This window comes from Sphingomonas sp. CFBP 13728, from assembly GCF_014841895.1.
Taxonomy (GTDB): Bacteria; Pseudomonadota; Alphaproteobacteria; order Sphingomonadales; family Sphingomonadaceae; genus Sphingomonas.
The window spans coordinates 1,388,840-1,401,352 of sequence record NZ_JACYUS010000001.1; the positions used below are offsets into that span (position 1 = coordinate 1,388,840).

Annotated in this window: 12 protein-coding genes; 7 read left to right on the plus strand and 5 right to left on the minus strand. The window is 64.8% G+C overall.

The features are described 5' to 3' along the window. Positions 1-74 precede the first annotated feature (74 nt). Together glyS and IFT67_RS06210 are read right to left on the minus strand one after the other, a co-directional pair. Entirely contained in the window at positions 75-2,330 is a 2,256-nt protein-coding gene (gene glyS, locus IFT67_RS06205; RefSeq protein WP_192145569.1) for a glycine--tRNA ligase subunit beta, read from the minus strand. Positions 2,331-2,448: 118 nt separating this feature from the next. Beyond that, positions 2,449-3,288 (minus strand): glycine--tRNA ligase subunit alpha, encoded by an 840-nt coding sequence (locus IFT67_RS06210; protein WP_093398883.1) that lies wholly within the window; start codon positions 3,286-3,288, stop codon positions 2,449-2,451. A 188-nt stretch (positions 3,289-3,476) separates the two neighbouring features. On the opposite strand from IFT67_RS06210, the gene IFT67_RS06215 reads away from it, so the two are divergent. The 4 genes from IFT67_RS06215 to IFT67_RS06230 all read left to right on the plus strand — a co-directional run bounded on the left by IFT67_RS06215 (position 3,477) and on the right by IFT67_RS06230 (position 6,692). Then, positions 3,477-4,343 (plus strand): TraB/GumN family protein, encoded by an 867-nt coding sequence (locus IFT67_RS06215; protein WP_192146536.1) that lies wholly within the window; start codon positions 3,477-3,479, stop codon positions 4,341-4,343. Between the two features lie 272 nt (positions 4,344-4,615). Beyond that, positions 4,616-5,314: a 50S ribosomal protein L25/general stress protein Ctc gene (locus IFT67_RS06220; protein ID WP_056488652.1), complete on the plus strand. Its 699-nt coding sequence runs from the start codon at positions 4,616-4,618 to the stop codon at positions 5,312-5,314. Positions 5,315-5,520: 206 nt separating this feature from the next. Further along, the gene (pth, locus tag IFT67_RS06225; RefSeq protein ID WP_192145571.1) at positions 5,521-6,090 is read left to right on the plus strand and encodes an aminoacyl-tRNA hydrolase; all 570 of its coding nucleotides are present in this window, start codon (positions 5,521-5,523) and stop codon (positions 6,088-6,090) included. Then, positions 6,087-6,692, plus strand: coding sequence for a TIGR02466 family protein (locus IFT67_RS06230; protein WP_192145573.1), 606 nt, complete (start codon positions 6,087-6,089; stop codon positions 6,690-6,692). Before pth ends, IFT67_RS06230 begins: the two co-directional genes overlap by 4 nt. Positions 6,693-6,851: 159 nt before the next feature. On the opposite strand, the gene IFT67_RS06235 is transcribed toward IFT67_RS06230, so the two are convergent. After that, positions 6,852-7,916, minus strand: coding sequence for an NAD(P)-dependent alcohol dehydrogenase (locus IFT67_RS06235; protein ID WP_192145575.1), 1,065 nt, complete (start codon positions 7,914-7,916; stop codon positions 6,852-6,854). A gap of 344 nt (positions 7,917-8,260) precedes the next feature. Between IFT67_RS06235 and ychF the strand changes: the two genes are divergently transcribed. Further along, complete coding sequence (gene ychF, locus IFT67_RS06240; RefSeq protein WP_060523892.1) at positions 8,261-9,358, plus strand: redox-regulated ATPase YchF; 1,098 nt, start codon at positions 8,261-8,263, stop codon at positions 9,356-9,358. 21 nt (positions 9,359-9,379) lie between these two features. Here the strand turns inward: ychF and IFT67_RS06245 are convergent, their stop codons facing one another. Both IFT67_RS06245 and IFT67_RS06250 read right to left on the minus strand, forming a co-directional pair. Next, entirely contained in the window at positions 9,380-9,781 is a 402-nt protein-coding gene (locus IFT67_RS06245; protein ID WP_244647183.1) for an excalibur calcium-binding domain-containing protein, read from the minus strand. Between the two features lie 426 nt (positions 9,782-10,207). Next, entirely contained in the window at positions 10,208-10,447 is a 240-nt protein-coding gene (locus tag IFT67_RS06250) for a hypothetical protein (protein WP_192145577.1), read from the minus strand. A gap of 226 nt (positions 10,448-10,673) precedes the next feature. Between IFT67_RS06250 and IFT67_RS06255 the strand changes: the two genes are divergently transcribed. Further along, positions 10,674-11,987: an alkaline phosphatase family protein gene (locus IFT67_RS06255; RefSeq protein ID WP_446740806.1), complete on the plus strand. Its 1,314-nt coding sequence runs from the start codon at positions 10,674-10,676 to the stop codon at positions 11,985-11,987. An 11-nt stretch (positions 11,988-11,998) separates the two neighbouring features. After that, positions 11,999-12,460: a MaoC/PaaZ C-terminal domain-containing protein gene (locus IFT67_RS06260; protein ID WP_192145581.1), complete on the plus strand. Its 462-nt coding sequence runs from the start codon at positions 11,999-12,001 to the stop codon at positions 12,458-12,460. The last annotated feature ends 53 nt before the right edge of the window (positions 12,461-12,513 follow it).

Consider the following 12,513-nt stretch of genomic DNA (forward strand, 5'->3'; position numbering starts at 1 on the left):
TTGTTTTTATGGGCGGGGCAAAAGTGAAGTATAGAAAGTGCAGACGCTGGGAGCCGTCTGCACTTCCACCCCAGTCAGCCCTCGATCTTCGAAAAATCTGCGACGTTGTGCACTGCGGCGCGGACTCGCTCAAGTAGTGCGAGACGGGCGGAGCGCTTGGCGGGATCGGAGTCGTTGACGATAACGCTATCAAAGAACGCGTCGATCGGCGCGCGGAGGCTTGCAAGCGCAGCCATCGCGGCGGCGAAGTCCTCGCGCTCGATCGCGGCGGTGGCGCGGGGTTCGGCGGAGTCGAGCGCGGTCATCAGCGCAGCCTCTGCCGGTTCGGGGGTGTAGGACAGCGTTTCCTGCTCCCTCTCCCCTGCGGGGAGAGGGGCGGGGTGAGGGGCTGTTCCGGGCGCTGCACTGCTTGGCTGCCCCTCACCCCTACCCTCTCCCCGAGGGGGAGAGGGAGCAGAAGGCGCTTCCTTCTTCAGGATATTGGCGGCGCGCTTGTAGCCGGCGAGCAGGTTCGCACCGTCCTCGGTGGTCACGAACGCCTGAAGCGCGTGGACGCGCGCGAGCAGGCGGACAAGATCGTCCTCGCCACCGAGTGCGAACACCGCATCGATCAGGTCGTGACGGACGCCGGCTTCGCGTTGCTGGACTTTTAGGCGGTCAGCGAAGAAGTCGAGCACTTCTTCACCACGAAGATCTGAAGCAAGCTTAAAATGATGGCCAGCGTGGTAGATTGAACGTCTAAGGCTGAATCGTAGGTTAGCGCTGATGACTAGTCGAACAAGGCCGAGCGCAGCGCGGCGTAATGCAAACGGATCTTTGGATCCGGTCGGCTTCTCACCGATCGCGAAGAAAGCAACGATCGTGTCCAGCTTGTCGGCCAAGCTCACGGCCACCGTTACCGGGTCGGTGGGGACGTCGTCGCCTTGGCCGACCGGCTTGTAGTGGTCGCGGATGGCGGTGGCGACGGCCGGGTGCTCGCCCTGCGCGGCGGCGTAGTAGCCGCCCATCAGGCCTTGCAGCTCGGGGAACTCGCCGACCATGCCGGTGACGAGGTCGGCCTTTGCGAGGCGGGCTGCGCGGTCTGCTTGGGTTGCCAACTGCTCCCTCTCCCCTGCGGGGAGAGGGTTGGGGTGAGGGGCTGTTCCGGGCGTGGCGCTGCTTGGCAGCCCCTCCCCCCCGCCCTCTCCCCGGAGGGGAGAGGGAGCAGACGTGATTATGCCCTCTTCTACCAGCCAGCGGGCGAGCTTTGCGACGCGGTCGACCTTGTCGGCTACCGTGCCGAGCTTTTCGTGGAAGACGATCTTTTCGAGCTTCGGACGAAGGTCGTCGAGCTTGGTATTGAGGTCGGTGTCGTAGAAGAATTTCGCGTCCGACAACCGGGCGGCGAGGACCTTGCGATTGCCCTCGACGATCTTCGCGCCGCCGTCGTGCGCGGCGATGTTAGCGGTACAGACGAACGCGTTCGCCAGTTTTCCGTCGGCCCCGCGGCAGACGAAATATTTCTGGTTTACGCGCGCCGTGAGCTGGATCACCTCGGGCGGGACGTCGAGAAACGCGGGGTCGAACTGGCCTAGCAGGGGAATCGGCCATTCCGTCAGCCCGGCATTCTCCGCGACGAGTCCTTCGTCCTCGATCAGTTCGAGGCCGGCTTGCATCGCGGCTTCGCGGGCGTGGTCGCGGATCAGCGTGGCGCGTTCGTCGTGGTCGACGATGACGTGGCAGGCGCGCAGTTTCTCGACATAGTCGTGCGCGCCGCCGATCGTGATCTGGTACGGGTGGTGGAAGCGGTGGCCGAGCGTAGCGGCGCCGCTGGCGATCCCGGCGATCTCGAACGGCACGATCTCTTCGCCGAGCAGCGCGACGATGCCTTGCAGCGGGCGGACCCACCGGAGCGATTCAGTGCTGGCGGAGGCGTCGCCCCAGCGCATCGACTTCGGCCACGGGAACGCGCGGACGATCGCGGGGATCGCGTCTGCGAGCACGGCGGCGGTGGCGCGGCCGGGCTTCTCGGTGACCGCGAACAGCGTGCCGTTGCGGTCTATCAGTTGCTCTCGCGTGAGGCCGGTTTTTCGGAGGAAGCCTTCGAGCGCTTGCGGGGGCGCGGAGGTCTTGGGGCCTTTGGTTTCCTCGGAGACGGCGGCGGTCTCGAGCGGCAGGTTGCGCGCGATCAGCGTCAGGCGACGCGGGGTCGCGTAGGTGACGATGGCGCTGGTGGCGATGCCGGCCTTGGCCAGCTCGGCGGTGAACAGCTTCGACAAATCTTCGCGCGCACGCGCTTGCATGCGTGCCGGGATTTCTTCGGAGCGGAGTTCTAGGAGGAAATCAGTCACGCGGAACGCTCCATCTTCGCGCCATCGCGCCTTTGCGTGAACAAGATTTTCTCACGCGAAGGCGCAAAGGCGCGAAGAGATAAGAAGGATTGATTGAGGCCTGCGGCGCGGGGGCGCATCACGCCGCCCATCCGTGCTTGTCCATCCATGCTGCACAGGCGCCCTTCGCGAGGTCTCGGACGCGGCCCATATAGGCTTGGCGTTCGGCGACCGAGATTACGCCGCGGGCCTGGAGCAGGTTGAAGATGTGGCTGGCTTTGATCGCTTGCTCGTAGGCAGGGATCGGGAGCTTGGCGGCCAGCGAGTTCTCGCATTCGGCGACGTGCTTGCGGAACTGGTCGAACAGCGAGTCCGTGTCGGCGATCTCGAAGTTCCACTTCGACATCTCCTGCTCGTTCTCCAGGAACACGTCGCCGTAGGTCACGCCGGCGTCGTTGAACGCCAGGTCGTACACCGAGTCCTTGTCCTGGATGTACATCGCGAGGCGCTCCAACCCGTAGGTGAGTTCGCCGGCGACGGGCTTCATGTCGAAGCCGCCCATCTGCTGGAAATAGGTGAACTGAGTCACTTCCATGCCGTCGCACCAGACCTCCCAGCCGAGCCCCCAGGCGCCGAGCGTCGGGCTTTCCCAGTCGTCCTCGACGAAGCGGATGTCGTGCTTCAGCATGTCGATGCCGATCGCCGCGAGGCTGCCGAGGTAGAGTTCCTGGAGGTTGGCGGGGGATGGTTTCAGGATGACCTGATACTGGTAGTAATGCTGGAGCCGATTGGGGTTCTCGCCGTAGCGGCCGTCGGTCGGGCGGCGGCAGGGCTGGACGAACGCGGCGTTCCACGGTTTCGGGCCGAGCGCGCGGAGCGTCGTGGCGGTGTGGAAGGTGCCCGCGCCCATTTCCATGTCGTAGGGCTGCAGGATCAGGCATCCGTGTTCGCTCCAGTAATCGTGGAGCGTGAGGATCATGCGCTGGAAGCTAAGAGGCTTTATCACGGGCTGGGTCACGCGCGGGCTTTGGCGGATGGGGGTGCGGGAGGCAAGTGGTGCGTTAAGGTCCGGCGTCCTACATGGGCTGCACCAACGATAAGGATGCCGTCACCTTGAAGCTGTTCTCGAAGATCGTTTCGTTCCGATCCGCGCTGTCCGCAATTGCCATGGCGTTCGCCCTGCCCGCCTGTGCGCAGGTCTCGCCGAAGCCGGCTCAGGCCGCGAACGATGCCGATCCGGCCTTGTGGGTGGTGAAGGACAAGGACACGACGATCTACCTGTTCGGGACGATCCATGTGTTGAAGCCCGGCATGACGTGGTTCGACGAGGCGGTGAAGACCGCGTTCGATCGCTCGAACCAGGTGGTGCTGGAGCTGGTGATGCCTGATCCGACGAAGATGCAGTCGCTGGTGATGGCGACGGGGGTGTCGAAGGATGGCCCGACGCTGACCGAACAGCTGCCCGCGGACAAGCGTGCGGCGTATGCGAAGGCGGTGACGGACCTAGGGCTGCCGGCGAATGCGTTCGACCGGTTCAAGCCTTGGCTGGCGGCGACCAACCTGTCGATCGCGCCGCTGTCCAAGCTGGGGTATGATGCGGCGAACGGGCCCGAGCAGGTGATTACGGCGGCGGCAAAGGCTGCCGGGAAGCCGGTGATCGGGCTGGAGACCGCGGAGCAGCAGCTGGGGTATTTCGGGGGACTTTCACAAAAGGCGCAGATCCAGTTTCTGGGGAGCACGATCGACGAGTTGCCCAAGCTGGAGACGACGATGGCAACGATGGTCGACGAGTGGGCGAAGGGGGATCCTGAAGCGCTCGCCAAAGAGATGAACGACAGTTTGAAGGACTCGCCGGAGGTGGCGAAGGTGCTGCTGGTGGATCGCAATGCGCGGTGGGCGGAGTGGGTGAAGACTCGGCTCGGGACACCGGGGACTGTGTTTGTCGCGGTCGGTGCGGGGCATCTGGCGGGTAAGGACAGCGTGCAGGCGCAGTTGGCGAAGCTCGGGGTGAAGGCTGAGCGGGTTCAGTATTGAGCTCCCGAGTCCCTCTCCCCTCGGGGAGAGGGAGGGAGGAGCCCTTGCGACGGAAGGGTGAGGGGGGAGTTGGGATAAAACGTCCCGAGCCTCACCACCCCTCACCCTCCCACCCGCAAGTGCGTGCGGGCCCCTCCCTCTCCCCGGAGGGGCGAGGGGTCAGGTTTAGTTGATTCTAACGCCGCTTTCCGCTATGCGCCCGCGCTTCCGGTCCATGGTCATCCCTGGAGGCGTGGGCGGGAAGGACAACAAACGAGTTTCGGAGAATACAGATGAGCGACCAGTTGACGCTCGCAGCCGAGACGCGTGACCGGGTTGGCAAGGGAGCCTCCCGGGCGCTGCGTCGTGATGGCCGCGTGCCTGCCGTGATCTACGGCCTGAACCAGGAACCAACCTCGGTTCACCTCGAGGAAAAGGCGCTGATGAAGGCGCTGATGACCGGCCATTTCATGAATTCCGTGGTGATGGTCAACGGCGTGCGCACGCTGCCGAAGGACGTGTCGTTCCACCCGGTTTCGGATCGCCCGATCCACGTCGACTTCCTGCGCATCGGCGAGCATTCGACCGTCACCGTCGCGGTGCCGATCGCGTTCACCGACGAGGACGACGCACCGGGCATCAAGAAGGGCAAGGGCGTCCTCAACATCACGCGTCACGAGATCGAGCTGGTCGTCGACGCTTCGGACATCCCGAGCGAGATCACGATTTCGCTCGCCGGTCTGGAGATCGGTGATTCGATCCACATCAGCGACGTGAAGCTGCCCAAGGGCGCAACGCCCGCGATCGACGACCGCGACTTCGCGATCGCCACGATCGTGCCGCCGACCGTGCCGACCGTCGAGGACGAAGAGCTCGAGGCTGAAGTCGCCGAAGCTCAGGCTGCCGAGGCTGCTTCGGACGAAGAGCCGGTCGTTGAGCCGAACGACGACGACAACGACGACGACAAGATCACGCCGCAGAAGAAGGACTGAGGGTTCAGCCCTTCGTCTTAGGATGATCTGGCGGGCGGGAAAGCTAGGGCTTTCCCGCCCGTTTCGTTTTATGGGGCTGCCCCTTACTGTTCCCTCGCGAACGCGGGCGTCCAGGATCAAGCAGCGCCGCCGCCCGTTACCCTTGGCTCCTGCGTTCGCAGGAGAACACGGTTACGTAGCCGACGCGGTCTTTTGGAGAATCACACGTGCAGATCTGGGCGGGACTCGGCAATCCGGGGGCGCAATATGCGATGCACCGGCACAATGTCGGGTTCATGGTCGCCGACGCGATCGCCGAGGTGCACGGCTTCGGCGCAGTCAAGAAGCAGTTCCAGGGCTGGACGCAGGAGGGGCGGATGGGGTCGACCAAGATCCTGCTGCTGAAGCCTGCGACCTTCATGAACGAGAGCGGTCGCGCGATCGGCGAGGCGCTGCGCTTCTACAAGCTCGGGGTCGAGGCGCTGACGGTGTTTCACGACGAGCTCGACATCGCGCCGTTCCGCGTGAAGGTGAAGACCGGCGGCGGGACCGCGGGGCATAATGGCTTGCGCTCGACCGACCAGCATCTGGGACCCGAGTTTCGCCGCGTGCGGCTGGGGATCGGGCATCCGGGGCACAAGGACCGCGTGACCGGCTATGTGCTCGGAAATTATGCGAAGGCCGAGATCGAGCCGCTGTCCGACATGCTCGGCGCGGTCGCGGCGGAGGCGAAGTGGCTGGCGGAAGGCGACGACGTCCGCTTCATGAACGATGTCGCGTTGAGGATGCAGCCATGACCACCCGCTCTCTGTTTGCCACGCGGTTCTACGAGGCCGATCTCGGCGACGACGATCTGGTCGAGGAACTCGAGGACGCCGCGCTCGAACTGGCGAAGGCCGATCGTGCGGGCGTCGCCTGGTCTAAGGCGCATGGATATCGCGGGTACACGTCGTATGCGTCGCTGAACGACCTGCCACTCCGCGATCCGCGGTTCGGGGATCTCGTGCGGCTGCTGAACAAGCATGTCGCGCAGTTCGCGAAGGACTGTGCGTTCGATCTCGGCGGGCGGAAGCTGAAGCTCGACAGTCTTTGGGTGAACGTCCTGAAGCCGGGTGGCGCGCATTCGGGGCATATTCATCCGCATAGCGTCGTGTCGGGGACGATGTACGTGGCGATTCCTGAGGGGTCTGGGGCGCTCAAGCTGGAGGATCCGCGGTTGCCGATGATGATGGCGGCGCCAACGCGGCTGGAGGATGCGGCGGAGGATCTGCGGACGTTCGTCTATGCGGAGCCTAAGCCGGGGAGCGTTTTTCTCTGGGAGAGCTGGTTGCGGCATGAGGTCGTGCCGAATGCTGCCAAGGGCGAGCGGATCAGTATTAGTTTTAACTATCGGTGGTGATTGGGGCGGCTCGCTACCGGTCCGCGTCTCGTTTTCCTGCGGACGCAGGAACCCAGGGTTACATAGTGCGACGTTCCTGACCCTGGGCTCCTGCGTTCGCAGGAGAACGGTGCTCTCTCGAATGAGGGCGGCACTCGTTGAGCGCCGCCCCCTGCCCGATCAGGCCGTCTTCATCGAGGCCATGTCGATGACGAAACGGTATTTCACGTCGCTCTTCACCATGCGCTGATACGAGGGTTCGATCTCGTCCATGCGGATCATCTCGATGTCCGACACCAGGCCGTGCTCGTTGCAGAAATCGAGCATCTCCTGCGTCTCGGCGATGCCGCCGATCAGCGAGCCGGCGATCGCGCGGCGCTTGAAGATCAGGTTGCCGACCGAGGGCGATGGATGCGCGTGCTCGGGCACGCCGACCAGCGTCATCGTGCCGTCGCGCTTGAGCAACGCGGTGAAGGTGTCGAGGTTGTGGCTCGCCGCGACGGTGTTCAGGATGAAGTCGAAGCTGTTCGCGTGTTCGGCCATCGCGGCCTCGTCCTTCGACACGATCAGGTCCTTCGCGCCGAGACGCTTGGCATCGTCGCGCTTGTTCGGCGAGGTCGAGAAGACATAAACCTCGGCACCCATCGCGTTGGCGATCTTGACGCCCATGTGGCCGAGACCGCCGAGACCGACGATGCCGACCTTCTGGCCGGGGCCGACCTTCCAGTGCTTGAGCGGCGAATAGGTGGTGATGCCGGCGCAGAGCAGTGGCGCGACCGCGGCGAGGTCGGCTTCGGGATGCGAGACCTTCAGCACGAAGCCCTCGTCGACGACGATCTGGTCCGAATAGCCACCGAAGGTGTGGCCGCCGAGCACGGGATCGGGGCCATTATACGTGCCGACGAAGCCGGTGGTTTCGCAATATTGCTCTTCGCCGTCCTTGCACGACGGGCACTCGCCGCAGCTGTCGACCATGCAGCCGACGCCGACGACGTCGCCGACCGCGAACTTGGTGACGTCGCTGCCGACGGCGGTGACGTGGCCGACGATCTCGTGGCCGGGGACGCAGGGGTAGAGCGTGCCTTCCCACTCGCCCTTGGCGGTGTGGAGGTCGGAATGGCAGACGCCGCAGAACGCGATGTCGATCGCGACGTCGGTCTTGCCGGGTTCGCGGCGCTCGAAGCTGAAGGGGGCGAGCGGCGTTTCGGGGGATTGCGCGGCGTAGCCGTTGGCGGTCGTGGTCATGGAATTCCTGGGGATTTCTGGGGGAGAGGCTCATGATAACCATCGAGCGACGATATCTCTACCGAGCGGTATGATAATTTTGCTGCATTGCGGCAATCGAGTGGTTCGATCAGGCTCGGCATCGAGCAGGGACGCCACCCCGGCGGAGGCCGGGGCCCAATTGGAAAGGTGGCAATAACGACGTGCTGACCATCGTCAGCAACGTCCCCCAATTGGGCCCCGGCCTTCGCCGGGGTGGTGGACATAGGCGGAGTGGCGCCCAACGATATGCACAAGCGTCCTTGCTGGCCTTCCGGACCGCCCTGCCCTAAAGCGCCCGCACATTCTTATACCAAGGGCATATCATGGGTTTTCGCTGCGGCATCGTGGGGCTGCCGAACGTCGGCAAGTCCACTCTCTTCAACGCGCTGACCGAGACGGCCGCGGCGCAGGCGGCGAACTATCCGTTCTGCACGATCGAGCCGAACGTCGGTAACGTCGGCGTGCCCGACAAGCGGCTCGACGCGCTCGCCAAGATCGCCGGATCGCAGAAGATCATCGAGACTCAGCTCGGCTTCGTCGACATCGCCGGCCTCGTGCGCGGCGCGTCGAAGGGCGAAGGGCTCGGCAACCAGTTCCTCGGCAACATCCGCGAGGTCGACGCGATCGTCCACGTGCTGCGCTGTTTCGAGAACGGCGACGTAACGCATGTCGACAACAAGGTCGATCCGATCGCCGATGCCGAGACGGTCGACACCGAGCTGATGCTGAGCGATCTCGAAAGCCTCGAGAAGCGCGTGCCGAACCTCGCCAAGAAGGGCATGCAGGGCGACAAGGAGGCCAAGATCGGCGCCGCCGTGCTCGGCCAAGCGCTCGAACTGCTGCGCGAAGGCAAGCCCGCGCGGCTGACCGTACCGAAGGACGAGGACGAGGCGCGCGTGTTCGCACAGGCGCAGCTGCTGACGGCAAAGCCCGTACTGTACGTGTGCAACGTCGACGAGGGCGATGCGGCGAACGGCAATGCGCTGTCGGCGCGGGTGTTCGAGAAGGCGAAGGCCGAGGGCGCCGAGGCGGTCGTGGTGTCGGCGGCGATCGAGGCAGAAATCGCGACGATGCCAGCGGAGGATCGCGGCGAGTTTCTTGGCGAGCTGGGGCTGGAGGAGACTGGCCTCGCGCGCGTCATCACCGCGGGGTACAAGCTGCTCCACCTGCTGACGTTCTTCACGGTCGGGCCGAAGGAAGCGCGTGCCTGGACCGTCCACGAGGGCGCGACCGCACCGCAGGCGGCGGGCGAGATCCACGGCGATTTCGAAAAGGGCTTCATCCGCGCCGAGACGATCGCGTTCGACGACTTCATCGCGCTGGGTGGCGAATCGAAGGCACGCGAGGCGGGCAAGCTGCGCGCGGAAGGCAAGGCGTACGTCGTCCACGACGGCGACGTTATGCACTTCCTGCATAGCTGAGGGTTAGGCGGCGGCGGCGGGTCAGCGATAGTTTTCGCAGGCTATCCCGTCGCCATCGCCGTCCATGCCGGTGCGATAGCCCGGCTGGCCGCGGTGTAGCGGCGCTGCGCCTGCCGCGCGTACTTCGCGGCACCCGCTGTAGAATACCGAGCTTTCCGATCCGGCGTTGGTCGAACGACGGGCCGGGGTAGATGGTCCGTATGCCGGTCGAACGACGTTGTACGGCTCGGCGTCGGCGACTTGCCGGGGAGGCGCGACCACATGCCGCCGCAACGCCGGCGACGCGGCCACCGCTGCTTCGGGAGCGGCCGTGGTATCGACGACAGCCGAAACTGCGGTCGGCCGCGGTTCGGTGGCTTTCCAGACACCGGCAAACATCAATGTCGAGGCGATCGCCGTGACCGCGATAAAAGAGCGCTCCATAACGCACTATACGGGCGGAGTGGTTGACGAATATTTATCGATGGTTGCTGCCTGAACAGCCGGGACGGCAGGTTACGCGATGCCGCTATGATGGGAAAAGCGGATTGTCGGCTTTGCAGACGAGACTTAGTGTAAGCGGACATCACGACGGAGAGAACGATGCGCCGCAAAGTCATGTGTCCCATAGCTGCTGTTTTGATCCTGTCACCGATCGGCGCTGCCACGGCACAGACTCGGTCGCTCACGGGAACACCTATCTTTCAGTCGGCAGGGTATGGCGCCTACCCCTTAAGCTTGAGCAGCGAGCCTAAAATCTGTCTTACGCGAACCAGCAACGGTGCACGGGAATGCCGGACGCGCGACGAGTGGGCTCGAATTGCCCATAAGCTGAGCAAGAAGCCTCAGGGCGGGTAAGCCGGTTGGGCGTTAGCCGACGGTCCTGGTATGATCGGGCAATGCCAGCGGCCGTCTTGCGGCCTTGCGCCCTGCTGCGGCGACGATGACTGCGCTGGACAGGAGGATGCTCGACACTAGCGCGCCGACCGACAGCAGGCCGACGGTGGTGACCGAGGCGTCGAAGGTGGTGCGCTTGCCGATCCGGATCGAGACTTTGGCGGCGGGGGCTTGGCGGGTTTCGTTTCGTGCGGGGGGCGTTGGGGTCTTCATCGGCCGAGGCTGAACCTTTCGCGGCTTTCGGGCAAGTCGGCGATTGGGCGTGGCTGCGGTTGCGATGAACTCCAGGTGCGCCCGCGTAGGTGTGGCGGATCGGGCGGGGCCGTGGCGGATGCCGATGAGGTAGACGCGGGAGAAGAGCCGCGAACGGGTTTCCCTCCCCTGTCGTGCCGAGTAGGGATCGCGCGAAGTCGCCACCTGCTTGGGACGAACGGTTATGATGAAGAACGCGCTGGCTCTCCTCGGTTCGGCACTCGGGCTGACGCTCGCCGGGTGTGCCTATCCGTATACGCCCCCCGCCCTTGCGCCGATTACTGCACCTGCTCCGACCGCGATGATGGCGGCGGCTGCGACGCCGGGCGAGACTCGCGCGCCGGTCACGATCCTCGTGTCGATCGATGGCTTCCGACCGGATTATCTTGATCGTGGCGTGACGCCCAACCTCAACCGGCTGCGGGCTGGCGGGGTGTTCGCGAGCATGCGGCCGTCGTTTCCGAGCATCACCTTTCCCAATCACTGGACGCTGGTGACCGGCCTGCGGCCAGATCGCAGCGGAATCGTCGGCAACAAGATGGAGGACCCGGCGCGGACGGGCGAGACGTTCACGATGGCGACCGACGATCCGTTCTGGTGGAGCGAAAGTTCGCCGATCTGGGTCGATGCGGAGAAGGCGGGGATCCGGACCGCGACGATGTTCTGGCCGGGCGCGAATGTTGCGGTCGGCGGCAAGGTCAAGCCGGACAGCCACGGCGCGATCGACGGCGGGACGCGGCCGGAGGACTGGCAGCAGTTCAACCAGCAGGTCTCGGGGACGCAGCGGGTCAACGCGGTGCTCGACTGGATGCGGCGGCCCGCCGCGATCCGGCCTAAACTGGTGACGTTGTATTTCGATACGGTCGACAGCGCGGGTCATGCGGGTGGGCCGGAGAGCGCTGGGGTGACGCAGGCGGTGGCGGATGTCGATGCGAGCATTGGCGCGCTGGTCGATGGGCTTGCCGCGCTGGGGCAGCGGGCGAACCTAGTGATCGTCGCGGATCACGGCATGGCGGCGACTAGCAGCACGCGGGTGGTGGCGCTCGACGCGATTGCGGACAAGGCGGACTATCGCACGGTCGAGACCGGGCCGTACGCGACTCTGTTCGCGGTACCGGGGCATGAGGCGGCGCTGGAGGCGCGGTTGCTGACCCGCCACGATCATCTGCAATGCTGGCGGAAGGGGGAGATCCCGGCGCGGTTCCATTATGGGCGCAATCCGCGCGTGCCCAGCTATCTGTGCCTTGCCGATGTCGGCTGGCGGGTCGATCCGAGCGCGCCGACCAAGGCTTCGGTCGGCGGGATGCACGGCTATGACAACATGGCGCCGGAGATGCGCGCGCTGTTCATCGCCAACGGGCCGGCGTTCGTGGCGGGCAAGACGATTGCCAGCTTCGACAACGTGGCGATCGAGCCCTTGTTGCGCGACCTGATCGGGTTGCCGGCCGAAGCGGGGCTGGACGGCACCGACGCACCCTTCCAGAAGGTTCTGCAACGATAAGAGGAGAGGTTGTGCAGTATTTCGAGGATATCGAGGTCGGTCGGACCGCGTCGTTCGGTTCCTACGCGGTCACGCGCGAGGAGGTGATGGACTTCGCCGCGAAATACGATCCGCAGCCGTTTCATCTGTCCGACGAGGCGGCCGCGCAGACGCATTTCGGGCGGTTGTCGGCGAGCGGCTGGCATACGTGCGCGATGGTGATGTCGATGGTGGTCGCGAATTTGAAGGAGAACCAGCAGGCCGGGCTCGGGTCGCCGGGGATCGACGAATTGAAGTGGGTGAAGCCGGTGTATCCGGGGGACACTTTGCGGTGCGAGACCGAGATCCTGGAAAAGCGCGTGTCGGCGAGCCGGCCGGAGATGGGGATCTTCAAGAGCCGGATGCGGGTGTTTAATCAGGACGACGTGATGGTGATGACGTTCGTATCGAACGGCCTCGTCGCGACGCGCCCTGCCGGGACACCCGCCGGTTGATAGACGGTCTATTGCCCCTCACGATATGCGGCTTTTGGTCTGACGTCGGTGTT